Origin of the sequence: Pseudoalteromonas sp. SWXJZ94C (assembly GCF_015864385.1) — a bacterium.
Lineage (GTDB): Bacteria > Pseudomonadota > Gammaproteobacteria > Enterobacterales > Alteromonadaceae > Pseudoalteromonas.
On record NZ_JADYXF010000037.1, the window covers coordinates 14,424 to 39,558 of the forward strand.

The following is a 25,135-nucleotide window of genomic DNA, read 5'->3' on the forward strand; positions in this document are numbered from 1 at the left end:
CTGTTGTGGACTAAAGACTGGTGATTAGGTCGATACTGTAGATTAGGGAATAAATTTCTTATCATAACTAAGTTATCAATTTTGCGTAAATAAACTGTTAAAATTATGGATTTTGGGTAAACTTAGTTAGTTTGTATTAATTTTATCCATAATAAATATTTTTTAACTGATTTTTTGATAATACGAGTGGCGCTAATTTGAGTGTATTAACCGACAGTAACTTTCCTATATTTTTTAGTGGTGCGCTATTAATGGCAATGATCGCCACTTTATTTACGATCAAAAATAATAGTATTAAATTTAGCTATTTATGCACTGCGGCTATTGGTTTGGCTATTCTAAGCAGTGGTACTGCTTGGCTTGCTATTTTACTCGCTTTTGGATTTTGCTTTCATTTATGGCAGGCTTTTGAGCGTAATAACTGGAGTATGATTATAGTAAGCGCCACGGCAGGTTTGTTGTTTGTAGTGCTATTTTCTGCATTTTTATTATTACAAGTGCCTTTATTTTGGGTAATACTGGCTATTTTATTATTATCTATAGTGGGTTTTATTAATGATGATTCACCTATTACAAAGACAATAGCCGAATTTGAGCCTGGGCAAGAAGCATTTATTGAAAATTCACCATTAACAGCGTTTGCTGATAGAAAAACATTACGTCAAAGATATTATATGTGGCGTGGTGACAAGCAAATAAAAGCCACTTTGGTTGTTATTCGCTTAGAGGGGTTTGATGAGGTTAATCAGCATATTGGACGCAATTTTGGTGATTTACTGTTGGCGCAATCTGCTAATAGAATTAAAAATTTATTAGAGAGTGACGACATAGTCGATTTAGGCTCAAAGGAGAAGCTGGCACATTTGGGTGGGCTTAACTTCGCATTTATTTGTAGTCTCGAAAATCAAAAATATCTTCATGAACAATTAATAAAACAAATATTAGATGCAACGCTTAAGCCTTTTAATGTTGCTAATTGCACGTTAGAAATAAAAGCGAGAGCTAGCTATGTTGATTGCGATGAGCAAGGCGATGACTTTGATAATTTAATTTCTTACGCTTACCTTGCACTAGATAGTCACCCGCAACGTCAAATTGTTGCATACCATAAGCAAATGACAGTTGAGCAGCAAGAACAGCAAGCTCGTTTAAAAGAGCTCGCTAATATCGACTTTTCGAGTGAGTTAGAGCTATATTTTCAACCTATCATTTGTAATGAGAGCGGTCAGATTGAATTTTTAGAGTTACTTCTGCGTTGGCAGCATCCTAAGCAAGGTATTTTATCAGCAAACCGATTTATTGATGATATTAGAATTGCAGGGCTAGCTTACCCATTAGCTACGTTTGTTATAGAGCGTGCAGCAGAGCTTGCAATGGCATTGAGAATGGAAGGTATTGCAATACCACTTAGTATCAACGTATTCGGTCCTGAAATGCTTAATGAAGAGTTTGTTGAGTTTGTTGATAAAGTGACAAGTAATCATCATTTAGAGGCAGGAGATTTAATTGTCGAATGTCCATTACATGTTTTTACCAGCTTAGATAATAAGGGTAGGGCAATGATTGCTCGCCTTAATAATATAGGCTTAAAAGTATGTGTAGATGGTTTAGGTGATAATCCCGTATTACTATCTAAGTTATCGAGTTTAGCCGTAGAGTATATTAAAGTGGCGCCGTCATTAACGGCTGATTTTAGCAATCAAAATAATATACGTAGTTTAGTAGGTGGTATGGTCGAAATGCATAACCAGTTAAAAACAAAAGTGATTTTTGAAGGTGTAGAAACGCTTGAGCAGCTTAAATTTGTTAAAAGCTTAAATGGATACGCGGCACAAGGTTATTACTATGGTCACCCACTGAGTAGTATAGGTTTAATGAGCTGGTTAAAAGAGTGGCGACTAGCTCAGAATTAAATATTATATTTACTTTGAAGATAACTATTTACGAGTGCACTAATTACTTGCCCGCAATGATCTATTCCACTATCTAATCCATTGGGATGTTGGCTTGGTGCTGCTTCGCTTAAGTGTAAATATTTAGATTGGCACTTTTTAGCGGCTAAATACACAAAATGCTCAGTGTCACTTACGCTAAAACCACTGCATATGTACGTACTTGCTGGCATATAAGCAATACTGCTTACATCAACTTCGACACCTAATGGGGCTTCATTAAAGCCGCTAAGTGCACTATTAATAGCTTGGGTGAGCGTTACTTCTCGTTTAATGTGTATTGACTGATAGCTTGTAAATTTAAAGTCTGCTTTAGCCATTTCATTAATAACAGCTTGATTGTTTTTTAGCTCGTGCAAGCCAATAACATGATAGTTATTTAAGTATTGTTCGTTGTAAGCATAACGAAAGCTATTGTCACTATGACGACCTTCAGGTTCTCTAAACCCAGCATGAGGACCAAAATTTATAGCATTGATAGGCGTGTTTTTATATTTGCTTAATGCACGGATAATACCTAGAGAGTTGTTATGTCCGCCGCCAATAATAATTGGTTCGAGTCCTGCTTTAAATATAAGGTTTAAAACGCTCTCTACGCGCTCATCAATGTATTGGCATAACTCTCTTAGTTTAGTAAGCTGAGATGGTTGCTGATTATCAAGTTGATTGCTTTGAAGCATTAAATTATCAACGTCAACTTCGCCAAGTAATAATACTTTTTGAGTGTTGATAAATTGGTTATGAGGTTGATTTAAAAACTGCTGTAAAAAAGCTGGCCATGCTTGGGTAGCACCACCATTACCTAAATTAGCTTTAGGACCTATATCCTCGCAAATACCAAGCAATACATAGCGAATACCAAACTGTGCGGCATCAATAAGTGCTTGTTGTACATTTACTTGCGTATCAAGCAAGGCCATTGACTGCCAAGCCTTAGTTTCGTTTTCGCGGCTAGAGCAAAGAGCTTTAACCGCGCTTTCGTCATATACTTTTAAGTGGGTGGTCACGTTAGACTTCTACGATTTCCAATTCCAATTCTTCAGCTGATAAAACGATGCCTGTGCTGTCAGCATAAATAAAGTCATCATCAAAAAACGACACACCAGCAAAGTTAACGCCAATAGCATCTTCGCCTGCACCTTCACTATCAGCCGCAACAGGAATAGAAGCTATTGCTTGAATTCCTAAATCTAGTTCTTCAAGCTCATCAACATGACGTACCGCACCGTAAACAACAATGCCATTCCAGTTGTTTTCGCAAGCGAGTTCAGCTAATTCAATATCGATAAGTGCGCGGCGAGTAGAGCCACCCCCATCAATAAGAAGCACTAAGTCTGTACCATCTTGAGAAAGTAATTCGCGGATCAGTTCATTATTTTCAAAACATTTAACCGTTTTAATGCGACCACCAAAACTGTGTCGACCACCAAAGTTGATGAACATAGGTTCTAGCACGTCAACCACATCAGCAAAGTGGTCACATAAATCAGAAGTGCTGTAATCCATTATTTTACCCTCAAAAGATACATTAATTTATACCTCAGTATACCCTCCTTATATTCAATAACAACGACTTAATCGCAGTAAATTTAAGCAAAACAAGGGCTAAAACAATAATAGCAATAATAGTGTCTCAAAAGCGTCACTCAATTGTTATTTACGACATCTAAGCTAAATAAGTGTTCATATATTATGCAGCAAGGAGTAAGTGATGGATGACAATAGTATGTTAAAAAGAGTCGCTCAAATGGATGAACAGCTCTTTTTAATTTTGTTTAATTACAACTCACCTAAATGGGTTAAAACAATAGCACTTGGATTATCGAAAAGTGGCGATGGCGGTTTGTACTTATTTACTTGCGCTACTATTTGGTGGCTAGGTACAAACGAGTACCATCAGTTGTTACCCATGACTGTGCTGCTTGGATTTGTTATAGAAAGACCTATTTATTTATTAGCTAAAAATCGTTTTGCTCGTATTCGCCCATGTGATTGCTTGGTAACTAATGCTTATATAATACCAAGTGATAAGTTTAGTTTACCATCGGGTCACAGTGCTGCTGCATTTTTAGTGGCGATAATAATAAGCCATTTTTTCCCTGAATATACTTGGTTATTACTTGGCTGGGCTTGTGGTGTTGCTGTTTCTCGGGTTGTATTAGGAGTGCATTTTCCGGCTGATATTATTATTGGCGCCATTATCGGTAGCTCGTGTGGCTTACTTGCTTTAGCGCTGGTGATCCCCGTATGAAAATATTATACGGTATTCAAGGGACAGGAAATGGGCATATAACACGTGCGCGTGTAATGGCTAATTGCTTTAAAAAACTAGGTGTTGATGTTGATTATGTTTTTTCAGGTCGTGCTGAACAAGATTACTTTGATATGCAAGAGTTTGCTCAATACAGGCGTTTTCGCGGGTTATCTTTTAATACTACAAACGGTCAAGTTAACAATCTACAAACACTTAAAAATGCCCGTATATGTAAGTTGATAACAGATATAAAATCACTTAACGTAAAGCCGTATGACTTTGTACTAAATGATTTTGAGCCTATTTCTGCATGGGCAGCAAAGCGCGCTGGTGTTCCGGTTGTTGGCATTAGTCATCAGGCTGCATTTTTGTCAAATAGCGTACCTATGTTTAGCAAAGGCATTTTACGAAAATCGTTTATTAAATATTACGCCCCTGCGAATATATATCTAGGGGTACATTGGCAACCATTTGCAGATAATATTATTCCACCTTTTATTGCCAATCATCAACATGAAAACCCCGTTGCGGTAATAAATAAAATATTAGTCTATTTACCATTTGAAAACCTAGACAGTATTATTGATTACTTAAAAGATTTTCCCGAAAAAGAATTTTACTGTTATCACCCAAATGCGAAAAACCAGTCAATAAGGCATATTCATTTACGCTCGCCTTCGCGGGCTAGTTTTTTAAATGATTTATCTAATACAAGCGGTGTTATTGGTAATGCTGGGTTTGAACTTGCTAGTGAGGCGTTAAAGCTAGGTAAAAAATTATTGTTAAAGCCACTTAATGGACAGTTTGAGCAAGCAGCTAATGCACAGACGTTACTCGCTATGAGGATGGCGCATGTAATGAATTACCTAAACCCTCAAGCATTGGACGATTGGAATAGTGCACCACAAAATAAAAAAATTAATTACCCGAGTGATCCTACACCTTTAATTAGATGGCTTGTAAAAAAACAATGGGGTGATACGCAATCACTCCATAAAGGGTTGTGGGGGAGCGTAAATCTATAATGAAAGGAAGGCAGTGAATAAAATGCATTAATTTTAAGTTGTGATTTACCAACTTAAAGTGCAATAAAACTTACGAGTAGTTTAAAGTTAAGGAACAAATTTTATTGGCACACTATCTTTATTATTTTTGTGCTCATTCACACGTTTTAAGTACTCATCCCACAATGTATCTTGTTGTTCTTGTAGTTTAGCAAAATACTGCCAGCTGAATAATCCGCTGTTATGCCCATCATCAAAGTCTAAACGAAGAGCATAGTGACCTACGGGCTCTATGTTTTTAATTTCGACGGATTGCTTGTTAAGCACCAACTTCATTGGGCCTGACCCATGTCCTTGCACTTCAGCAGAGGGTGAGTGAACGCGCAAAAATTCACACGTAAATACAGACTTGGTGTCATCGTCAAAGTAAACATCTAAGTTTTTACTTACGCTGTGGTAATGTACTTTTGTTACGTGTTTCATTTTTTATCTCATTAAAAAGCCCCCATAACGGAGGCTTTCAGTATAACTGTTTGTAACGTCAATTAAAGAATAAAGCGGCTTAAGTCTTCATCTTCAACAAGTGCACCTAGGTGTTTTTCAACGTAAGCTGCGTCAATTACAACCGATGAACCTGCTTTCTCTGATGCATCGTATGAAATTTCTTCCATTAACTTTTCCATCACAGTATGCAGACGACGAGCACCGATGTTTTCGGTTTTTTCATTAACTTGCCATGCTGCTTTAGCAATTCGTTCGATTGCATCTTCACTAAACTCAATATCAACTTGCTCTGTTTTAAGGAGCTCACGTTGCTGCTCTGTAAGCGAGGCATGTGGTTCAGTTAAAATGCGTTTAAAGTCATCAGCCGTTAGTGCTTCAAGCTCTACTCTAATTGGTAAACGGCCTTGCAGCTCAGGGATCATGTCTGATGGCTTAGCCATTTGAAAAGCGCCAGAAGCAATAAATAGCATGTGGTCTGTTTTAACCATGCCATGCTTAGTATTTACAGTTGAGCCTTCAATTAGTGGTAATAAATCGCGCTGAACACCTTCACGACTAACATCTGGACCTGAAGAATCGGCGCGCTTACAAATTTTGTCTATTTCATCAATAAACACAATACCGTTTTGTTCTACTGCAAAAATTGCCTGCTCTTTTAGCTCTTCTGGATTAACAAGCTTAGCTGCTTCTTCTTCCGTTAATAGCTTAAAAGCTTCTTTAATTTTAAGTTTACGCTTAGTACGTTTATCGCCGCCCATGTTCTGAAACATGCTTTGTAGCTGGTTGGTCATATCTTCCATACCAGGAGGCGCCATAATTTCTACATTTGGCTGGACTTGCGCTAAGTCAATTTCAATTTCTTTATCATCTAATTGACCTTCACGTAGCTTTTTACGAAACGCTTGGCGAGTTGAAGAATTATCATCAACTTGATTTTCGCCATATTGGTCTTTAGCAGGTGGCAACAGAGTATCTAAAATACGCTCTTCTGCAGCTTCTTCAGCGCGATGTTTAAACTTTTTAGTTTGTTGCTCACGCGTCATTTTTATTGAAACTTCCACTAAATCGCGGATTATTGTTTCAACTTCCTTACCAACATAACCAATTTCAGTGAACTTGGTTGCTTCGACTTTAATAAATGGTGCGTTAGCTAATTTAGCTAAACGGCGTGCAATTTCAGTTTTACCAACACCGGTTGGACCAATCATTAGAATATTTTTTGGGGTTACTTCGCCACGCAAATCATCATTTAGTTGCATGCGGCGCCAGCGGTTACGAAGTGCAATAGCAACAGCTTTTTTTGCATTAGCTTGACCAATAATGTGTTGGTCTAACTCGTGAACAATTTCTCTTGGGGTCATAGCAGACATAGCGGTTCCTATTATAATTCTTCGATAGTTTGGAAGTCGTTAGTGAATACGCAGATATTGCCTGCAATAGTGAGACTTTTTTCTACAATTTCGCGGGCACTTAAATCAGTGTTTTCTAATAAGGCCGTTGCTGCAGATTGGGCAAAGTTACCACCACTACCAATAGCAATTAGGTCATTCTCTGGTTGAACTACATCGCCATTACCGGTAATGATAAGGGATGCTGTTTCATCAGCTACAGCAAGGAGGGCTTCGAGTTTTCGAAGTGCTCGGTCGCTTCGCCAATCTTTTGCCATTTCAACGGCTGCTTTGGTGAGGTTACCTTGGTGCATTTCTAATTTGCTTTCAAAGCGTTCGAAAAGCGTAAAGGCATCAGCAGTACCGCCAGCAAATCCTGCGATTACTTTGCCATTATAAAGACGTCGAACTTTGCGGGCATTACCCTTCATTACGGTATTACCAAGTGAAACTTGGCCGTCACCGCCGATTACAACTTTGTCGCCGCGGCGTACACTTACGATAGTGGTCATGTTATTCCTCATCAGCGAGTTGCAGAGGCAACTCGTAAAAAACGATTATGATGAGGTTATATGGGTGAATGCTTTATTTTCAAGTCCAGCCCCAAATTCCACAGCCGACAATTCTTACTCGCTTGAGTTTATTTTTGTCACTTTCGGCATGGCGTTTGGTTTTATATGGACCTAGGCGAACTTTGTACCATTTACCATTGGTACCTGAGGCTTCTTTAATTTCAGAAATTAACCCAGCGAACGCAATTTTTGCTTTTAGCGATTCGGCTTGTTCGTGTGTTCTAAACGAACCACACTGCATGACATAAGGACCTTTTTGCTCAAGTTTTTTTACTTCAACTTGAATTTCATGGTTTCTGATTTCTTCAATAAACTCGGGTGTACGAGGTACTACAACTTTTACCGGAGGAACTGGGTTCGCTTGTTTTTCAACGAGTTTAGGATCGGCGTTACTTTTAATAAACCATAATCCATAGACAAATCCGCTTACCAATAAAATAGCGATAACCACTAAAATAATAGGAAATGGTTTTTTAGCGGGCGTTTGCTTATTATTTTTTCTGCTTGCTGGTTTTTTGTTTATGTAATCGTGCTGTGCCATAGCTTTATTTTGGCCTTAACCTAAATCATGTCTATAGGGTCTACATCTAGGCTCCAGCGAACTTTTTGTGCAAGTTTACTCGAACTTAAATAATCAACCATTTGCGCAAGGTACTGATGTAATATGCGGCGATCTTGCGCTTGAATATGTAATTGAAAACGATACATGCCTGCAACTTTTTCAAGTGGAGCAGGGATCGGACCGAGCAATTGTATACCAGATACCCCATTCACAGGAACCAAATCCGTCAAAAAATCGACGACTTGCTTAATACTATGTCCCTGAGCGCGAACTATTGCCATATTTGTGATGGGTGGTAGGTCGGCGTCATCGCGTTCACTTAGTGCAAAACGAGCAAAGTCTTGATAACCATTATTAACTAAATCTTGTAAAAGTGGGTGCTCGGGGAAATGGGTTTGTAGCAGCACTTGCCCAGGTTCGCCGGAACGTCCGGCGCGACCAGCTACTTGCGTAACAAGTTGTGCTAAATGCTCTGTCGCTCTAAAATCACATGAATATAAGCCGCTGTCTACGTCTAAAATAAGCACTAGGCTTACATCTGCAAAGTGATGTCCTTTAGCTAGCATTTGTGTGCCTACTAAAATACGCGCACCACCTAAATTTATTTCGTCGAGCGCTTTTTCAAGGCTGCCTTTACGGCGGGTTGAGTCACGGTCAATACGAGTAATAGGCGTATCGGGAAATTCGGTAGTTAAAAATTCTTCTATTTGCTCTGTGCCTTTACCATTAGGGAATATTTGTGTACTTCCACAATCAGGGCATTGATGAGGAACATGATATTGATCGCCACAGTGGTGACAGATCATTTGACCAATTGCCTTATGAAAAGTTGCGCTGGTACTGCAGCGTTTACATTCACTCAACCAACCACATTCATGACAAATAAGTGTTGGCGAAAACCCACGACGATTTAAAAACACCATTACTTGTTTGCCACGATTTAAATGCTGACGCATAGTTGCAAGGCTTGCATGAGCAATACCTGCTTGGTCGGGTTGTCCTTTCATATCGAGCAATTTAAATTGGTTATCGGTCGCTGTTTGAGCGCGCTCAGTTAGGCTTAATAATTGGTATTTATTATTTATAGCTTTATGGAGTGTTTCGAGCGCTGGTGTTGCGCTACCTAATATAAGTGGAATTTTATGTTGGTAGGCGCGATACGCTGCTAAATCGCGAGCGTGGTAACGCAATGTATCTTGTTGTTTAAATGAAGAGTCGTGCTCTTCATCCACTACAATCATGCCGAGCTTTAAAAATGGTAGAAAAATACTCGAACGTGTGCCAATCACTACTGCACAACTGCCTTTCTCGCAAAAACGCCATGTTTGTAACCGCTCGTTGTCGGTAAGGGCTGAGTGCCAAAGCATGATTGGCGTATCAGGAAAGCGGCGGCGAAAACGGTTAACTGTTTGTGGTGTTAAGCCTATTTCGGGTACTAATACGAGAGCTTGTTCGCCGCGTTTTAATACCTCTTCAAGGCATTGCAAATAAACTTCGGTTTTACCGCTCCCTGTAACACCTTCTAATAAAAAGCTGCTAAAACCTGTACTTTGATTTATTGCAGTACAGGCTACCGCTTGCTCTTTATTAAGTGTTGGCTTGCTACCAACAGTAGGAGCGACGCTTTGCCATTGGTTATCGTGTTCAATAGTTTGTGTTATTAGGTCTTTATCGATAAGGCTATCAATCGTTTTTTTACTAAATCCTAAAGCTTTTAGCTCAGTTAATGACGATTTACCCGATTGCGATAATTGCTTTAATAAGTTGAGCTGCGTTTTTGCTTTTAACGAAGGTACTTTGGCGCCTTTTTCTGTAAGTGCGACCATGTTAATACTGGTTTTATCTGGCGACTCACCTTGGCGTAATGCACTTGGTAATGCTATGTGGATAGTTTCACCTAGCGGATAACAGTAATAACGGGCAGTAAAACTAAGTAGTTCTATATGCTGCGATGATAAAATAGGGGTATCGTCAATAACTTCAAAAATACTTTTAATTTTGTTTTCAGGTACTTCAGTCGTGTTTTTGAGTGCCAGTACTACAGCAACTTTACGTTGATTACCAAAAGGCACTAAAACGCGCATACCAGGTTTTAAGTCTGAGGCAATATTAGTGAGTTGCTCGTCTATTTTATAATCAAAGGTGCGTGGTAGTGGAACCTTTATTGCAACTTCAACAAAACGCATAACAACTCTACCTATAAAATTAATGCTGTAATGTACTAAAAATATAGCTAAAAACCTACAAGCAAATTGTAGTTGCTTTAGTATTTGATTACTTTTTTAGCAAAAAATATAATTAAAACTTGTGTGCGGGGTTGTTGTTGGATAAAATCCGGCTCCAACAATTTGTTTTAACGACGTATGGTACCAAACTACGGGTTTGGAGAGCGATGCGGCCTTAACTAGAGGTTTCTATGAAAGAAGGTATTCACCCTAAGTACGAAGTAATTTCAGCAACATGTTCATGCGGAAATGAATTCGAAACAAGCTCTACTTTATGTAAAAACATTCACTTAGACGTATGTTCTGCGTGTCACCCGTTTTACACTGGTAAGCAAAAAGTTTTAGACACTGGCGGACGTGTTGATCGTTTCAACAAGCGTTTCGGTGCACTTGGTAGCAAGAAGTAATTATTGCTGTCTAGTTGAGAAAAGCACCTTAGGGTGCTTTTTTTATACCTATAATTTATCTCATTTATTTATTTTTTATTTTAATTATCCCCTTTCTTCTTCGTATCACTATTTTCTGCTTTTATTATGAGTATGCATAAACCTCTGCAGACAAACTGCATAATTGTCTCTATATTTTTAATTATCTAATTTTAACTACGTTGTTAAATGCAGCTAACATGAAGATAAATGTTTTAAAAGTAACGATTTAAGTCATTTAATATGGTTTATATTAAAGTCTCAACTGCGCGCTACATCAAAAATCACAACACGCTAAAAGTGCTTTTAAAACTATATTTTAGATGAATTTTTGCTCATGAAATGTTGCTGTGTTTTAGCTGTTTTTTAAAAAAACCTCTTAAAATCAATGCATCTAGCAGATAACAGGATAGATCTGATATTACTTGGAATTTAAAAATAATAAGGGTATCGTAACCCAGACAACACCTCTCACTTTAACTTAAATTGCAGGATACAATCGCGTTATGTCAGACTTTCGTGAACAAGCACTACATTATCATTCTCATCCCGTTCCAGGCAAAATCAGCATTGAGCTAACTAAGCCAGCTGAAACGGTTCAAGACTTAGCGTTAGCATATAGTCCAGGGGTTGCCGAACCTGTGCGTGAAATTGCCGCTGATCCTGCAAATGCTTACAAATATACCGGTAAAGGCAATATGGTTGCGGTAATTACCAATGGCACTGCCATTTTAGGGTTAGGTAATTTAGGTCCTCTTGCATCTAAGCCGGTAATGGAAGGTAAAGCTTTATTATTTAAACGTTTTGCGGGTCTAGATTCAATCGATATTGAAGTTAAGCACAAAACAACAGAAGATTTTATTAACACGGTTGCTAATATTGCCGACACATTCGGTGGTATTAACCTTGAAGATATTAAGGCGCCAGAGTGTTTTGAAATTGAAAAAGCACTCATTGAGCGCTGTAGTATTCCTGTTTTTCATGATGATCAACATGGCACTGCAATCGTTACCGCTGCGGGTATGTTAAATGCACTCGAAGTACAAGAAAAATCAATCGAAGATGCTACTATTGTATGCTTAGGTGCTGGTGCTGCGGCCGTTGCATGTATGGAGCTATTAATAAAGTGTGGCGCACTGCGTGAACACATTTACATGCTGGACCGCAAAGGAGTTATCCATACTCGCCGTGAAGATCTAAATGAGTATAAAAAATTATTTGCTAATAATACAGATAAACGCACATTACAAGATGTAATTGCAGATGCAGATGTATTCGTTGGTGTATCAGGTCCTAATTTATTAGGAGCTGAAGATTTAAAGCTTATGGCAGATAAGCCGGTTGTGTTTGCGTGCTCAAACCCTGATCCTGAAATTGATCCTGCACTTGCACACAGCGCACGCAATGATTTAATTATGGCGACAGGGCGTTCTGATTATCCAAATCAGGTTAATAATGTTTTGTGTTTCCCGTTTATTTTTCGTGGTGCGCTTGATGTACGCGCAAGTGCTATTAACGATGAAATGAAAATAGCAGCAGTAGAAGCTATTCGCAGCATTGCAAAAGAGCCTGTACCTGTTGAAGTGCTAAAAGCCGCTGGTGTAGATAAGCTAGAATTTGGTGCGCAGTATATTATTCCAAAACCAATGGACCCACGTTTATTACCACGCATAGCAAGAGCGGTTGCTCTTGCTGCTGTTGAATCTGGTGTAGCGCAAATTGAGTTGCCAGAAAACTATATGCAGTAAACCTATACAGTAGCGTTACACAGTAAAATTTAGTCATAAAAAAACCTCAGTAATTACTGAGGTTTTTTTGTTTTACTTTATCTATTTATTCGTCATCTAAAACAGGGACTTCTAACCCCATTTCTTGCATTATTTTTTTCACTTCTTCTGGTACTTTTTCTGCGTTATCTTTACGTAGGTCGTCGTCATTAGGTAACGGTTGACCTGTAAATGCATGTAAAAACGCTTCACATAATAACTCACTGTTTGTTGCATGACGCAGGTTATTAATTTGACGGCGAGTACGTTCGTCAGTTAATACCTTTAATACATTTAGTGGGATCGAAACGGTAATTTTCTTAACTTGTTCTGATTTTTTACCGTGTTCTGCGTATGGGTGAATATACTCACCATTCCATTTAGCCATAAGATGTATCGTTGCCTCAGATTATTAATTGCTCACACGGCATAAAAAGCGTGTGAATATGCGTGAAATTCTATCGATTTAAAAAAGATAGTCAAATACTTGTTGTTTAGCCATCTAGAGGTTTAAATGTTTTGACTTCTTAAATTGAATAAATTACTCTTTTAGACGTCTAAACATCCAAATTAATTAGGTGACGAATATGAGCGAAAAAAACAAAGCAACCATTGCAGTTCGTAGCGGTGTAGAAGCCGATAAACATCATGGAGCAGTGGTAGCACCAATTTATTTATCGACTACTTATTCGTTTGCCGACTTCGATACTAAGCGTGCATATGACTACGGTCGCAGTGGTAATCCTAATCGCGATATTTTAGCTGAGACGCTTGCAGAGCTCGAAGGTGGAGTGCGCGGCATAATTACAGCCACAGGTATGGCGGCTGTGCATTTAGCAACTCAGCTGCTTAATCACGATGATACATTAGTGATCCCACACGACTGCTACGGTGGAAGCTACCGTTTATTTACTTCGTTACAAAAACGTGGCTTGCTAAAGCTTGAAGTTTTAGATTTAACAAAGCCAGAAAGTCTTCAAAAAATATTAGCAATTAAACCAAAACTAATTTGGATCGAAACACCAAGTAATCCAGTGCTACGTTTAACTGACATAAAAGCAGTAACCGATATTGCAAAGCAATGCGGGGCATTAGTGGCTGCCGATAACACGTTCTTGTCGCCAGCCCTGCAAAACCCAATTAAGTTTGGTGTAGATATTGTGGTGCATTCAACCACTAAATATATTAATGGACATTCCGATGTTGTGGGCGGCGCTGTTATTACTGCAACACAAGAGCTTGGTGATGAGCTTGCTTGGTGGGCTAATAATATAGGTATTACAGGTGCTCCATTTGATAGTTATTTAACACTGCGTGGTTTACGTACTTTGAACGTGCGCCTAAGGCAGCACCAAGAAAATGCATTAGCAATCGCTAAATATCTTGAAAACTCTGAATTTGTTAGCCAAGTTTATTATCCTGGCCTTGAGTCGCATCCTCAACATGCACTCGCTAAAGCACAACAACTTGGCTTTGGTGGCATGGTTAGTTTTGATATTAAAGGCGACATAAACGATGCCGCAGCATTTTTAACAAGCTTACATGATTTTAGTTTGGCTGAATCACTTGGCGGGGTAGAGAGCTTAATTTGTCACCCTGCGACAATGACTCATGCAGCAATGGAGGAAAAAGCACGTTTAGAGGCGGGTGTTGGTGATACGTTGATTCGAATTTCGGTTGGTATTGAAGATATACAAGATTTACTCGCTGATCTGGAGCGTGTGTTTAGCCTTGTTAAACCAGGTCAACAGCTTAATGCCAATCGACTAGGTAAAGGTGCTGGGTAGTCTAACGGTAACGTTAAGCAAAGTGCTGCTCATCCTGCACTTTGGTAATTAGCACCCATAAAATGGATTGGTAGAATATGGTTAATTGCGTACATAAATTTGGTGGTTCGAGTTTGAGTTCGACCGAGCGCTATCAAAGCGTTGCAAAGATTATTTTAGCTCATACTCAACCTAGTGATTGTGTGGTGGTATCTGCATCAGGTAAAACAACTGATACTCTAGTAACGCTATGGCAAAGTTATCAGCAACAAGATATGCAAGTTGTGGCTGATATATTATTACAGCTAAGTAATCACCAAAGTGATTTGATTGAGCAATTGTTACAAGCGGATCTTAAACGCAGTGCACTTAAAACATTAAATGAAGAATTAAGTTTAATTACAGAATTAGCTAAAAATAAGCAATTGCAAGAAGCTGTGTTACTCGCTCATGGTGAATTATGGTCGGCGCGTTTATTAGCAACTTATTTACAGCAACTAAATATTGATGCCTGCGCGCAAGATGCTAGAGAGTTATTTTCTTTAAATAATGGGCAACTATTACATACACAAAATGTTAAGCAATGCAGCGACTTAATCGATCATAGTAAAATTAACGTAGTAACAGGATTTATTGCTAAAAATACTAATGGCGATACTGTAACGTTGGGCCGTAATGGCAGCGATTATAGCGCGACCTTATTAGCAAGTTACTGTAATGCAAAGCAAGTATGCATTTGGACTGACACTCAAGGCGTGTTTAGCGCCGATCCTCGTAAAGTTAGTAAAGCGATTAAATACGCTAAAATATGCCGAGGGCAGGCTAATTTATTAGCCAGATTGGGTAACCCTGTACTTCACGCAAAAACGTTATCTCCACTTAAAAATACAGATATAAAACTGGCTGTTCGCAGTAGTTTTGACGTGCAAGCAGGTCAAACAGATATTGTAAAAGAGGGTAGTGTTAAACAAAAGCGCTTTATAACAACGTTACATAATGTGGACTTATTAACGATTGATGAGCTTAGTGAAGGAGAGGTTGCAGATATCAGCCAGCTTATTCAGCATAGCCTTCATCATTTCAATCAAAGTGGGGAAACTTATTTAATCGTACCTGCTGCTGCAACAAATCAGATTGTAAGTTATTTTTCAGGCAGAGCTAATATTAGTGAGTCGAATTTAAATGGTTGTGCGGTTATTGCATCAGAGCAAGATATTAATGCGTTGAACTTACAAGCTCTCGATGTATTAAATCAACAAAGCATTAAGCCTAGGTTTGTTCATCAAGGGTGCGGCTATGCACTGTTGCTGACTGATCAACTTATTGATAGTGATGTACTGAGTATATTGCACGACCAACTGATAAATAAAGGTCAAGAAATAGCATTAATAGTGGCAGGGCTTGGCAATGTAGGTAAGGTTTTTATTGATCAGTTGTCTTCGCAAATTAAACGCTTGCCAAATGATTATAGTATTAAACTGGTAAGTTTAGTTCGCTCAACACAAATGCTATTTAATGCCAGTGGTATTAATACCCAGCAGTGGGATACGCAATGGCAGCATGAAGCATGCAAATATAATAAGTCTGATTTATTACATGTGATTAGTGAGCTCGATTATGAGCATAAAGTTGTTATAGATATAACTGCTAGTGAACAATTTAGTTTGTTATACACAGACTTTGTTGAGCGTGATTGTCATTTAATTAGTGCTAATAAATATGCCGGTACAGCACCTACTACATGGTATGAGTTGTTACGTAGTCGTATAACAGATAAAAATTTGCATTGGCGTTACAACACAAGTGTAGGTGCTGGTTTACCTATTAATTTTGCGTTAGCAGATTTACAAAATAGTGGCGATAAAATAACGCGAATCGAAGGTGTTTTTTCGGGTACTTTGTCGTGGCTATTCAGTAAATATGATGGATCAAAAGCATTTTCTGATTTGGTAATTGAAGCGCAAAACATGGGATTTACAGAACCCGATCCGCGAGAAGACCTGTCAGGTCGAGACATGCAACGTAAGTTACTTATCTTAGCGCGAGAGCTAGGTCTTAAGTTAGACCTTAATGATATAGAGCTATCTGCACTTATGCCTGACAAATTGGCTAAAGGTAGCTGGAAGGATTTTATTGATCAAAAAGATGAGTTAGATTCTTTTATACAAGTACACGCGAGTAAAGCACAATCACAGCATTCAGTGCTTCGTTACACTGGCTTACTAGAAATAGAGCAAGGAAAAGTAACTGCAAAAGTGGGAATAGCTTACGTGGCTGAAGGTCATGCTTTAGCTAACTTAACGCCAGGGGATAATATTTTTGTGATTAATAGTAAATGGTACCGCGATAACGCACTCGTTATTCAAGGACCAGGCGCAGGAAAAGAAGTAACTGCAGCGGGTATTCATTCGGACTTATATTGGCTTGTTCAAAACTTAAAGTAAGCTTTATATAAAGCCTATACAAATAAAAACGGCAGCCTAAATTGGCTGCCGTTTTTGTTTAAAAAACTATTTAGAATAGCTCTTCTTCTGTTTTTGTATTTTCCTCAAAAACATCAGTAGGCTGCGACATAACGTATTTAGTCGGTGCAGTGCCTTTTTCAAAGTATTCAAAACGGCTAGTATAGTCGTTTTTATGGCTTAGCAGACCTGTTGCTAAATCAATCCTGATAGATACAAGTCCTTCTGGCGGTTCTATAGGTGCCTCTGGTGTGCCTTCAAGTGCAGCTTTCATGAATTCAACCCAAGCCGGTTGAGCTGTTTTAGCACCAGATTCAGCACCTGATATTTGATTCCCACTGAGATTGCTGTTGTAAGCTGTTCGACCTAGAGAGTTACCTGGATTATCGAACCCAACCCAAACCGAGGTAAGTACATTATTATTAAAGCCACTGAACCAAGTATCAACAGAGTCATTGGTTGTTCCTGTTTTACCTGAAAGATCACGGCGTTCTAGAGCCTGAGCTCGCCAACCTGTACCACTCCAACCAGTGTTATGCGCCCAACTACCACCACCCCAAACTGCACTGTTCATTGCATCTGCAATTAAAAATGCATTTTGTTTAGAGATTACTCTAGGTGCACATTTGATTGGTTGAGTAACTTCATTACTTCCACTGCTTTGTGTTGTTAGGTTGCTAGCACTTACTGCAGATTCATTCATGTCTTCATCGCATGCAATAGCAGGATTAGTTTTAAATAATACATTGCCGTAAGCATCTTGAATTTCAGAAATAAAGTAAGGTTCTATTAAATGCCCACCATTTGCAAAAGCGCTCATACCACGCGCAAGCTCAAGTGGTGTAATAGATGCACTACCTAAAGCAAGTGATTCACTGCGATTAATATCTGAATTTTTAAAGCCAAATTTTAGTAAATGATCTGCAGTACGTTGAAGCCCTACACCACGAAGTAAACGAATTGAAATAACGTTTTTAGATTGCGCTAGGGCACGGCGAATACGTATTGGACCATTATAAATAGCAGGACTGTTTTCTGGACGCCATGCTACGCCTTGGCCTTTATCCCATAAGTTTATAGGCGCGTCGTTTAATATAGACGCTAAGGTATAGCCCTTTTCAAGCGCTGCTGAATAAATAAAAGGTTTAATGTTTGAGCCTACCTGGCGTTTAGCTTGAACTGCACGGTTGTACTGGCTTTGTTCAAAGCTATAACCGCCAACTATTGCTTTTATGCGCCCATCTTCTGGAGCAAGCGACACAATAGCACTAGAGGCTTCTGGTATTTGGCTAAGTAAATAACTATCGTCGCTATTTTTGCGAAGCCATATTTGCACACCCGGTGTTAATATATCTGATGCAGTTTTAGGGGCAAAACTTTGGCGATAACGAGTGATGTATTTACGAGCCCATTTTAAATTATCCCAAGTAAGGGTCGTAACCTCACCATCTTTAAGAATCACATCAGCAGTTTTTTCATTAACAGCTAATACAACAGCCGCCTTTAATGGACCAATTTCTTTTGTGCTTTTTAATTCACTCAGTATTTGTAATTTATTTAAAGCGGGTTGTGTTTCGGATTCCCATAAAACTTTAACCGGTCCTCTGTAGCCATGTCGCATATCATAGTTATGTAGGTTATTAACGAGTGCAGTTTGTGCAGCTTGTTGTACTCGAGATTCAACAGAGGTAAATATTTTATAACCTGAGTTATATGCTTTATCGGCGCCATAACGAGCGACCATTTCAGCACGTACCATTTCAGAAATGTAAGGGGCGTACAAATCAATTTCAGCGCCATGGAAATAAGCCGTAATAGGTTGGCTTTTCGCATCATCATATTGTGATTGCGTAATATAGTTTTCAGTTAGCATTCGACCAAGAACAACATTTCGACGAGACTTTGCGCGTGTAGGGTTACGAATAGGATTGAGAGCAGAAGGTGCTTTTGGTAAGCCTGCAATCATCGCCATTTGGGCAAGTGTTAAGTCTTTTAATTCTTTTCCGTAATATACTTGTGCTGCTGCACCAATACCAAAAGCACGATTACCCAGTTCTATTTTATTTAGATAAAGCTCAAGAATTTCGTCTTTAGTTAATAATTTTTCAATATGCAGAGCTATAAATATTTCTTTTACTTTACGAATATATGCTTTTTCTCGGGTTAAGAAAAAGTTACGCGCTAGCTGCATAGTAATAGTACTTGCACCTTGTTTTTTTTCACCTGTAGAAATAAGTACTAGTGCGGAGCGTATTATTCCTATTGGATCTATACCAATATGATCGTAAAATCGGTTATCTTCAGTCGCTAAAAAAGCATTGATTAAAGGTTTTGGTATTTCATCTATAGTGACTGGAATGCGCCGCTTTTCACCAAATTGATTGATCAAAAGACCATCTTTAGTGAATACTTGCATGGGAGTTTGTAATTGTACGTCTTTTAAAACTTGCACACTGGGGATATCAGGTTTAACGTAATAATAAAGACTGATTAAAGTAATTAGCCCTAAAATCGTGCAAATGATAAAGAATTGTAAAGTTCGTTTTAATAAAATCACTTATATTTCCCTAAATAGGCTCCCAATTATGTATGGAGACTGCTAGTATATATTGATTAAAAAATGAATAATATTTTTTAAGATAACAATTATAACTTGTTTATTATTAAAACAAAGGTCAAGTTGCAAACATGCTAAGTCAACTATTTCAAAAGCCGTCAAAGATGATGGTAGGAATTGATATTGGATCGCACTCTATCAAAGCGGTGCTTTTAAGTGAAATTGAAACTGGATTTCGACTAGAAGCGCTTGCAATTGAACCCATGCCTAAAGGCGCAATGAGCGAGCGAGCAATTCAAGATATTGAAGCGATTGGTAATATAATAACTAAATTAAAAAGAAAACTGCCTAAATCGCTAAAATCTGCGGCTGTTGCAGTTTCGGGTCAAACCGTTATTACGAAAGTCATTTTCATGGATGTATCATTAACTGATGCTGAACTCGAATCACAAATCGAGATTGAAGCCGATAGCTTAATTCCATACCCACTTGATGAAGTGAGCCTCGACTTTGAAAGGCTTTCAACAAACGAAGCTGATCCAAGCAAAATGAATGTATTACTTTCAGCTGCGCGAACAGAAAGTATTGAAGCGCGTGTTGGTGCTTTAGAGGTTGCCGATTTGGAAGCAAAAGTTGTTGATGTAGAAAGCTATGCTCTTAGTCGCTCTATGGATATTTATTATCAGCAATTACCTACTGATGCATTTAATAAATGTGTTGCTGTGGTTGATATTGGCGCAGTGTTAATGCTTGTTAGCGTTGTGCAAGGTGGTGAAACTATATACACCCGAGACCAAGTTTTTGGTGGTGATCAATACACAAACAGTATTGTTGCATATTATAATAAAGGGTTTGATGAAGCTGAAATAGGTAAAACATCTGGTGACTTACCTCCTAATTATACCTTTGAGGTGCTAGCTCCTTTTCAAACATCATTGCTTCAACAAGTACGCAGAGCAGTTCAAATGTTTTTAACAACTAGTGGCAAAGATCAAATTGATTATATTGTTTTAACTGGCGGGACTGCCATGATTAATGGCTTAGATCGCTTGTTAATAGAAGAGCTTGGTATCCATTCTGTTGTAGCTGAACCGTTTGTTAATATGGAGGTTGCGCCAAAAGTTGACCGCAATGTGATGAAACGACACAGAACGCAGTTTGCTATAGCCACAGGATTGGCTTTAAGGAGCTTTTCATCATGCCATATATAAATCTACTACCTTGGCGTGAGCTGAAACGCGAAGAGTCAAAAAAGAAATTCTTTACTATATTAATTGCAATTGTGATTTTGTGTTTTGCAAGTATGTACTTACTAAGTGCGATATATGCAGGATACAAAGACGGGCAGAATATAAAAAATAATTATCTAAGTGCAGAAATTGGCACATTAGATAAAAAAATAAGTGAAATAAGAGAGCTGGATAAAAGAAAAGAAAATTTACAGCAACGCATGCGCTTAATTGAAGAGCTACAAAGCAGTCGTAACTTAGGTACTCAAATAATGGATGAAGTGGCAAAAATAGTGCCAGGAGGCGTTTATTTAACTAAGCTTGAGCGTAGAGGTAATCAAATTCATGTATTAGGACGCAGCGAGTCTAATAACCGTTTATCAACGATGCTTCGTCAAGTACAAGGTTCATATTTATTAGAACGTCCTATAATGCAAGGTATTGTTGCAGGCGACGAGTCTTCGCGTTTACTCAGCGATTTTAATATGGAATTTTATGTAAAACCATTTAATAAAATTGGTGAGGTTTCAGATGAGCCTTAATTTAAAAGCGTTTAGCGAAGTTGATTGGAATGAGATTGAGCTTGATAATATAGGTGAGTGGCCTATTGTCGTAAAAGTTATATTTTGCTCTTTTATTGCTGCTTTAATATTGTATTTCAGTTATAGCTTTTTAGTTTCGGATGAAATTGATAGTTATCATAATGCCGTAGCAAAAGAAGTTGAGTTACGTACTACGTATCGAACAAAGTATGCCGTGGCAAGTAAACTTGAAATATATCGTGAACAAATGGTTGAGATGGAAGATAAGTTTTCTCAACTATTAAAGCGCTTACCAACATCAGATGAAACTCCTGGTTTATTAGATGACTTATCGTATGTTGGTACTACAAGCGGATTAACATTCTTAAAAATTGGCTGGCTTCCAGAAGTAGAAAAAGAATTTTATACTGAGCTACCAATTAAAATTGAAGTAGTCGGGACTTATCATAATTTTGGTGAATTTGTAGGGAAAGTAGCTCAGCTTCCTCGTATTGTTAGCTTGCATGATTTTTCTATTTTATCATCGGGCGATAAACAACTAACATTTAGCGTAGTAGCAAAAACATACCGTTATGAAGAAGGGGTGAAAAAATGAAACTCCTCCCTTTAATACCAATATTAGTATTAGTACTGAGTGGTTGTAACGACGACACCTCAGAGCAAAAAGAGTTTATTGATCAAGTAAAAGCGAGTACAACACCTAAAGTTGATGCGATACCTGATCTTATAAAATTTGAGTATTTTGAATATAGTGCAAAACAGTTGCGTAGTCCGTTTGTGGCACCGCAACCAGAAATAATTCAAAATAAACTTACGCAAGTTAAAAATTGTTTGCATCCAGATCCTGAGCGTAGGCGCGAGCCTTTAGAAAAATACCCGTTAGATAACTTAGCAATGAAAGGCACTATGGGATCTAATGGACAAGCTTGGGCACTTATTACTGCCGCTGATGAAACTTTACATCGTGTGACTGTTGGAAACTACTTAGGCAGTTATGATGGAAAAGTAAGATTAGTAAATAGTGATTACATTGAATTAGTCGAATTAATCCCTGATGGGTCTGGTTGTTGGAAAGAACGCCTGACTAAATTAGAAATGCTAGAGGCGGCAACAGATGGCGCAAATTAATAATAAAAAAGGTAAAAACAACATGTATAAGGATGTACTTTGGCTTAATCGCATTTCGCGAGTTCTATTTGCCATGTTAACTCTCGTCGTAGCAAATTCGGTTATTGCTGCGCCATTACTTTACGATGTTCGTTACAACCCATTGCTTAAGGGCGAAACAGAATTGCAGTTAGTCTTCGATGAAGAATTAACCCAAGAGCCAACAATACAAGTATTTAATAGCCCAGCTCGAATTGAGATGCTATTTAGTACAGCGCAATTAGAACAAGGTTTAGAAAGTGTTCCTGTAAATCAAGCCGGAATTACTAATGTTACTAATGTCATTACTGATAATGGCTTAAAAGTAACAGTGAACCTTGATAGATTAAAAATTTATGAAACTGAAGTCCAAAACAACTTAGTTTCTTTGCGTGTTTCTGATAACCCATTAACTGAGCAATCGGTGGGTAATGAAAGTAGCGACTCAACAGAGGTTGCTGGTAATTATATTAACCGTATTCAATCTATTGATTTTCGCCGTGGAGAGAAAGGGGAAGCTAAGGTCCTTGTATTTTTACAAGACACTCAGGCTGCTATTGAAGTTCATGAAAGTGGCGGCAAAATTATTGCTGATTTTTACCACACAGATATTTTAGATGATTTACTTTATGAATTAGATGTTTTGGATTTTGGTACGGTTGTAAGCAACATCGAAACGTTTAAAGAAGATGGGTTTAGCCGAATAGTGATAGAGCCAAATTCAGCGTTTACTTTTACTTATCAGCAAATAGATAGCATACTTACTCTTACAGTAGAAAAAGACGAAACACAAAATGCCTACTTAGATGGCGGTAAAGAATATCAAGGTCGTCCAATGACCTTAAATTTCCAAGATATTTCTATTCGTGCTGTGTTACAAATTATTGCAGGTTATAACGACTTTAATTTAGTTACCAGTGATTCTGTGACTGGTAATATTACACTTCGCTTAGATGGCGTACCATGGGATCAGGCTCTAGATGTTGTATTGAGAATTAAAGGTCTTGATAAGCGTATGGATGGTTCTATTTTAATGGTCGCTCCGTCAGAAGAGCTTGCAGCACGTGAAGCTAAAGATTTAAAAGCAAAACAAGATGTTGAAGACTTAGAGCCGCTTTATAGTGAATATATTCGTTTAAATTATGCCAAAGCTGAAGATTTCGCTGATTTATTAAAAACAGATATAAACAGTATTATCAGCCCACGCGGTAGTGTTTCAGTTGATAAGCGTACAAATACATTATTGCTTAAAGATACGGCTAAAAGTATTGAGAGCATTCGTAAAATGATTGAAGTACTTGATATCGCCGTAAAGCAGGTTGTTATTGAGGCGCGTATGGTAACCGTACGCGACAACGTAACAGAAGATATTGGCGTACGTTGGGGCTTTAGCGACCAACAAGGCAGTGACGGTATATCTGGTTCGCTAGAAGGTGCTGAAACCATTTCTAACGGTACTATTCCAAGTATATCAGATAGATTAAATGTGAACTTACCAGCCTCTAGTGGTTCCGCTGCTAGTATAGGAATGCATATTGCTAAACTTGCTAATGGTACTTTAATTGATTTAGAACTAAGCGCGCTGGAAGAAGAAAATAAAGGCGAAATTATTGCTAGTCCTCGTATTACGACGGGTAATCAACAAAAAGCGCGTATAGAGCAAGGTACCGAAATTCCTTATGTAGAATCTGCGTCAAGCGGTGCAACAACAGTTAGCTTTAAAAAAGCAGTACTGAGCCTGCAGGTAACGCCTCACATTACTCCAGACAATAAAGTAATATTAGATCTTATTATTACTCAAGATACTCGAGGTGATACAGTTGCAACCGGTACAGGTGATGCCGTGTCGATTGATACACAACAAATTGAAACCCAAGTGTTGGTTGATAACGGTCAAACAGTAGTGCTTGGGGGAATATTTCAGCAACAAATAATTAATGCTACGAGTAAAGTACCAATTTTAGGTGATATTCCTTACCTTGGAAGATTATTTAAAACGACAAGTGAGTTTAACGAAAAACGTGAATTACTAATTTTCGTGACACCAAAAATACAAATCGATTAAAATACAGTACTATTTTGTTAACTAATGGGCGATTATTTATATTAATTGCTCGTTATATAGCTTTTTATGCTAATTGACTTGAAATACCCCCTCAATTACTGAGATAATCCCCTCCTTAATTTTGGGGCCAGGTCGTTAGGCGGGGTTTTATTTCTAATTTTAGAGTTCGTTTGTACTAAAAGATATGGCTGAGAAACGTAATATATTTCTAATTGGCCCCATGGGGGCTGGAAAAAGCACAATTGGTCGTCACATTGCCGATCAATTACACCTTGAATTTGTTGATTCTGATCAAGAAATCGAACGCCGTACCGGTGCAGATATTGCCTGGGTGTTTGATCTTGAAGGTGAAGAAGGCTTTAGACTTCGTGAAGAATCTGTTATTGGCGACTTAACCGAAATGCAAGGTATTGTACTTGCAACCGGTGGTGGTTCAGTAATGAGTAAAGAAGTTCGAAACAAGCTTTCGGCTCGTGGTATCGTTGTATACCTAGAGACACCTATTGAAAAACAAGTTGCACGCACACAACGCGACAAGCGTCGCCCATTACTGCAAACTGAAGAAGCACCTCGTGATGTATTAGAGCGCTTAGCAGAAGAACGCGAACCGTTATATAAAGAAGTGGCTGATTTTGTTGTACGCACTGATGAGCAAAGCGCTAAAGTTGTTGCTAACCAAATCATCGAGAAACTAGATTTTTAAAAACCAATAATAA

The 25,135-nt window shown here is 38.3% G+C and carries 22 protein-coding genes; 13 read left to right on the forward strand and 9 right to left on the reverse strand.

Annotation, left to right across the window (positions count from 1 at the left end):
- Positions 1–251: 251 nt before the first annotated feature.
- On the forward strand, positions 252–1,913 hold the full coding sequence (locus I6F65_RS15540) for a GGDEF domain-containing phosphodiesterase (RefSeq protein ID WP_197113776.1): 1,662 nt from the start codon (positions 252–254) through the stop codon (positions 1,911–1,913).
- Here I6F65_RS15540 and I6F65_RS15545 read toward each other — a convergent pair.
- Both I6F65_RS15545 and rraA read right to left on the reverse strand, forming a co-directional pair.
- The gene (locus I6F65_RS15545; protein ID WP_197113760.1) at positions 1,910–2,959 is read right to left on the reverse strand and encodes a formimidoylglutamase; all 1,050 of its coding nucleotides are present in this window, start codon (positions 2,957–2,959) and stop codon (positions 1,910–1,912) included. The genes I6F65_RS15540 and I6F65_RS15545 overlap by 4 nt on opposite strands.
- Position 2,960: 1 nt before the next feature.
- Complete coding sequence (gene rraA, locus I6F65_RS15550) at positions 2,961–3,458, reverse strand: ribonuclease E activity regulator RraA (protein WP_166109439.1); 498 nt, start codon at positions 3,456–3,458, stop codon at positions 2,961–2,963.
- Positions 3,459–3,663: 205 nt separating this feature from the next.
- Between rraA and I6F65_RS15555 the strand changes: the two genes are divergently transcribed.
- Both I6F65_RS15555 and I6F65_RS15560 read left to right on the forward strand, forming a co-directional pair.
- Positions 3,664–4,203, forward strand: coding sequence for a phosphatase PAP2 family protein (locus I6F65_RS15555; protein ID WP_166109437.1), 540 nt, complete (start codon positions 3,664–3,666; stop codon positions 4,201–4,203).
- Positions 4,200–5,231, forward strand: coding sequence for an MJ1255/VC2487 family glycosyltransferase (locus I6F65_RS15560; protein ID WP_197113761.1), 1,032 nt, complete (start codon positions 4,200–4,202; stop codon positions 5,229–5,231). Before I6F65_RS15555 ends, I6F65_RS15560 begins: the two co-directional genes overlap by 4 nt.
- A gap of 87 nt (positions 5,232–5,318) precedes the next feature.
- Here I6F65_RS15560 and I6F65_RS15565 read toward each other — a convergent pair whose 3' ends face one another.
- The 5 genes from I6F65_RS15565 to priA all read right to left on the reverse strand — a co-directional run bounded on the left by I6F65_RS15565 (position 5,319) and on the right by priA (position 10,422).
- Positions 5,319–5,693: a gamma-butyrobetaine hydroxylase-like domain-containing protein gene (locus tag I6F65_RS15565; RefSeq protein ID WP_024611856.1), complete on the reverse strand. Its 375-nt coding sequence runs from the start codon at positions 5,691–5,693 to the stop codon at positions 5,319–5,321.
- Between the two features lie 62 nt (positions 5,694–5,755).
- A complete protein-coding gene (hslU, locus tag I6F65_RS15570; protein ID WP_024611855.1) occupies positions 5,756–7,084 on the reverse strand; it encodes an HslU--HslV peptidase ATPase subunit in 1,329 nt (442 codons plus the stop codon).
- An 11-nt stretch (positions 7,085–7,095) separates the two neighbouring features.
- Positions 7,096–7,614 (reverse strand): ATP-dependent protease subunit HslV, encoded by a 519-nt coding sequence (gene hslV, locus I6F65_RS15575; protein WP_008169919.1) that lies wholly within the window; start codon positions 7,612–7,614, stop codon positions 7,096–7,098.
- A gap of 79 nt (positions 7,615–7,693) precedes the next feature.
- Positions 7,694–8,215, reverse strand: a complete 522-nt coding sequence (locus I6F65_RS15580) for an SPOR domain-containing protein (RefSeq protein WP_024611854.1) — start codon at positions 8,213–8,215, stop codon at positions 7,694–7,696.
- Positions 8,216–8,235: 20 nt separating this feature from the next.
- Positions 8,236–10,422: a primosomal protein N' gene (gene priA / locus I6F65_RS15585; RefSeq protein ID WP_166109434.1), complete on the reverse strand. Its 2,187-nt coding sequence runs from the start codon at positions 10,420–10,422 to the stop codon at positions 8,236–8,238.
- Between the two features lie 230 nt (positions 10,423–10,652).
- Here priA and rpmE point away from each other — a divergent pair, with 230 nt between their 5' ends.
- On the forward strand, positions 10,653–10,868 hold the full coding sequence (gene rpmE / locus I6F65_RS15590) for a 50S ribosomal protein L31 (protein ID WP_007377245.1): 216 nt from the start codon (positions 10,653–10,655) through the stop codon (positions 10,866–10,868).
- A gap of 524 nt (positions 10,869–11,392) precedes the next feature.
- A complete protein-coding gene (locus tag I6F65_RS15595) occupies positions 11,393–12,634 on the forward strand; it encodes a malic enzyme-like NAD(P)-binding protein (RefSeq protein WP_024611852.1) in 1,242 nt (413 codons plus the stop codon).
- An 85-nt stretch (positions 12,635–12,719) separates the two neighbouring features.
- On the opposite strand, the gene metJ is transcribed toward I6F65_RS15595, so the two are convergent.
- The gene (gene metJ / locus I6F65_RS15600) at positions 12,720–13,040 is read right to left on the reverse strand and encodes a met regulon transcriptional regulator MetJ (RefSeq protein WP_007378651.1); all 321 of its coding nucleotides are present in this window, start codon (positions 13,038–13,040) and stop codon (positions 12,720–12,722) included.
- A gap of 199 nt (positions 13,041–13,239) precedes the next feature.
- On the opposite strand from metJ, the gene metB reads away from it, so the two are divergent.
- On the forward strand, positions 13,240–14,439 hold the full coding sequence (gene metB, locus I6F65_RS15605) for a cystathionine gamma-synthase (protein ID WP_166109433.1): 1,200 nt from the start codon (positions 13,240–13,242) through the stop codon (positions 14,437–14,439).
- A 77-nt stretch (positions 14,440–14,516) separates the two neighbouring features.
- A complete protein-coding gene (metL, locus tag I6F65_RS15610) occupies positions 14,517–16,862 on the forward strand; it encodes a bifunctional aspartate kinase/homoserine dehydrogenase II (RefSeq protein ID WP_197113762.1) in 2,346 nt (781 codons plus the stop codon).
- Between the two features lie 70 nt (positions 16,863–16,932).
- Here metL and I6F65_RS15615 read toward each other — a convergent pair whose 3' ends face one another.
- Positions 16,933–19,437: a penicillin-binding protein 1A gene (locus I6F65_RS15615; protein WP_166109431.1), complete on the reverse strand. Its 2,505-nt coding sequence runs from the start codon at positions 19,435–19,437 to the stop codon at positions 16,933–16,935.
- Positions 19,438–19,568: 131 nt separating this feature from the next.
- On the opposite strand from I6F65_RS15615, the gene I6F65_RS15620 reads away from it, so the two are divergent.
- From I6F65_RS15620 to aroK, 6 genes are all read left to right on the forward strand, one after another.
- Complete coding sequence (locus I6F65_RS15620) at positions 19,569–20,648, forward strand: pilus assembly protein PilM (RefSeq protein ID WP_166109430.1); 1,080 nt, start codon at positions 19,569–19,571, stop codon at positions 20,646–20,648.
- Positions 20,636–21,208, forward strand: a complete 573-nt coding sequence (locus I6F65_RS15625; RefSeq protein WP_166109429.1) for a PilN domain-containing protein — start codon at positions 20,636–20,638, stop codon at positions 21,206–21,208. Before I6F65_RS15620 ends, I6F65_RS15625 begins: the two co-directional genes overlap by 13 nt.
- Entirely contained in the window at positions 21,198–21,803 is a 606-nt protein-coding gene (locus tag I6F65_RS15630) for a type 4a pilus biogenesis protein PilO (RefSeq protein ID WP_024611847.1), read from the forward strand. The genes I6F65_RS15625 and I6F65_RS15630 overlap by 11 nt, the downstream gene beginning before the upstream one ends.
- Positions 21,800–22,336, forward strand: a complete 537-nt coding sequence (locus I6F65_RS15635; protein ID WP_166109428.1) for a pilus assembly protein PilP — start codon at positions 21,800–21,802, stop codon at positions 22,334–22,336. The genes I6F65_RS15630 and I6F65_RS15635 overlap by 4 nt, the downstream gene beginning before the upstream one ends.
- A complete protein-coding gene (locus I6F65_RS15640) occupies positions 22,323–24,419 on the forward strand; it encodes a type IV pilus secretin PilQ (protein WP_024611845.1) in 2,097 nt (698 codons plus the stop codon). Before I6F65_RS15635 ends, I6F65_RS15640 begins: the two co-directional genes overlap by 14 nt.
- A 184-nt stretch (positions 24,420–24,603) precedes the next feature.
- Positions 24,604–25,122, forward strand: a complete 519-nt coding sequence (gene aroK / locus I6F65_RS15645; protein ID WP_006793103.1) for a shikimate kinase AroK — start codon at positions 24,604–24,606, stop codon at positions 25,120–25,122.
- The last annotated feature ends 13 nt before the right edge of the window (positions 25,123–25,135 follow it).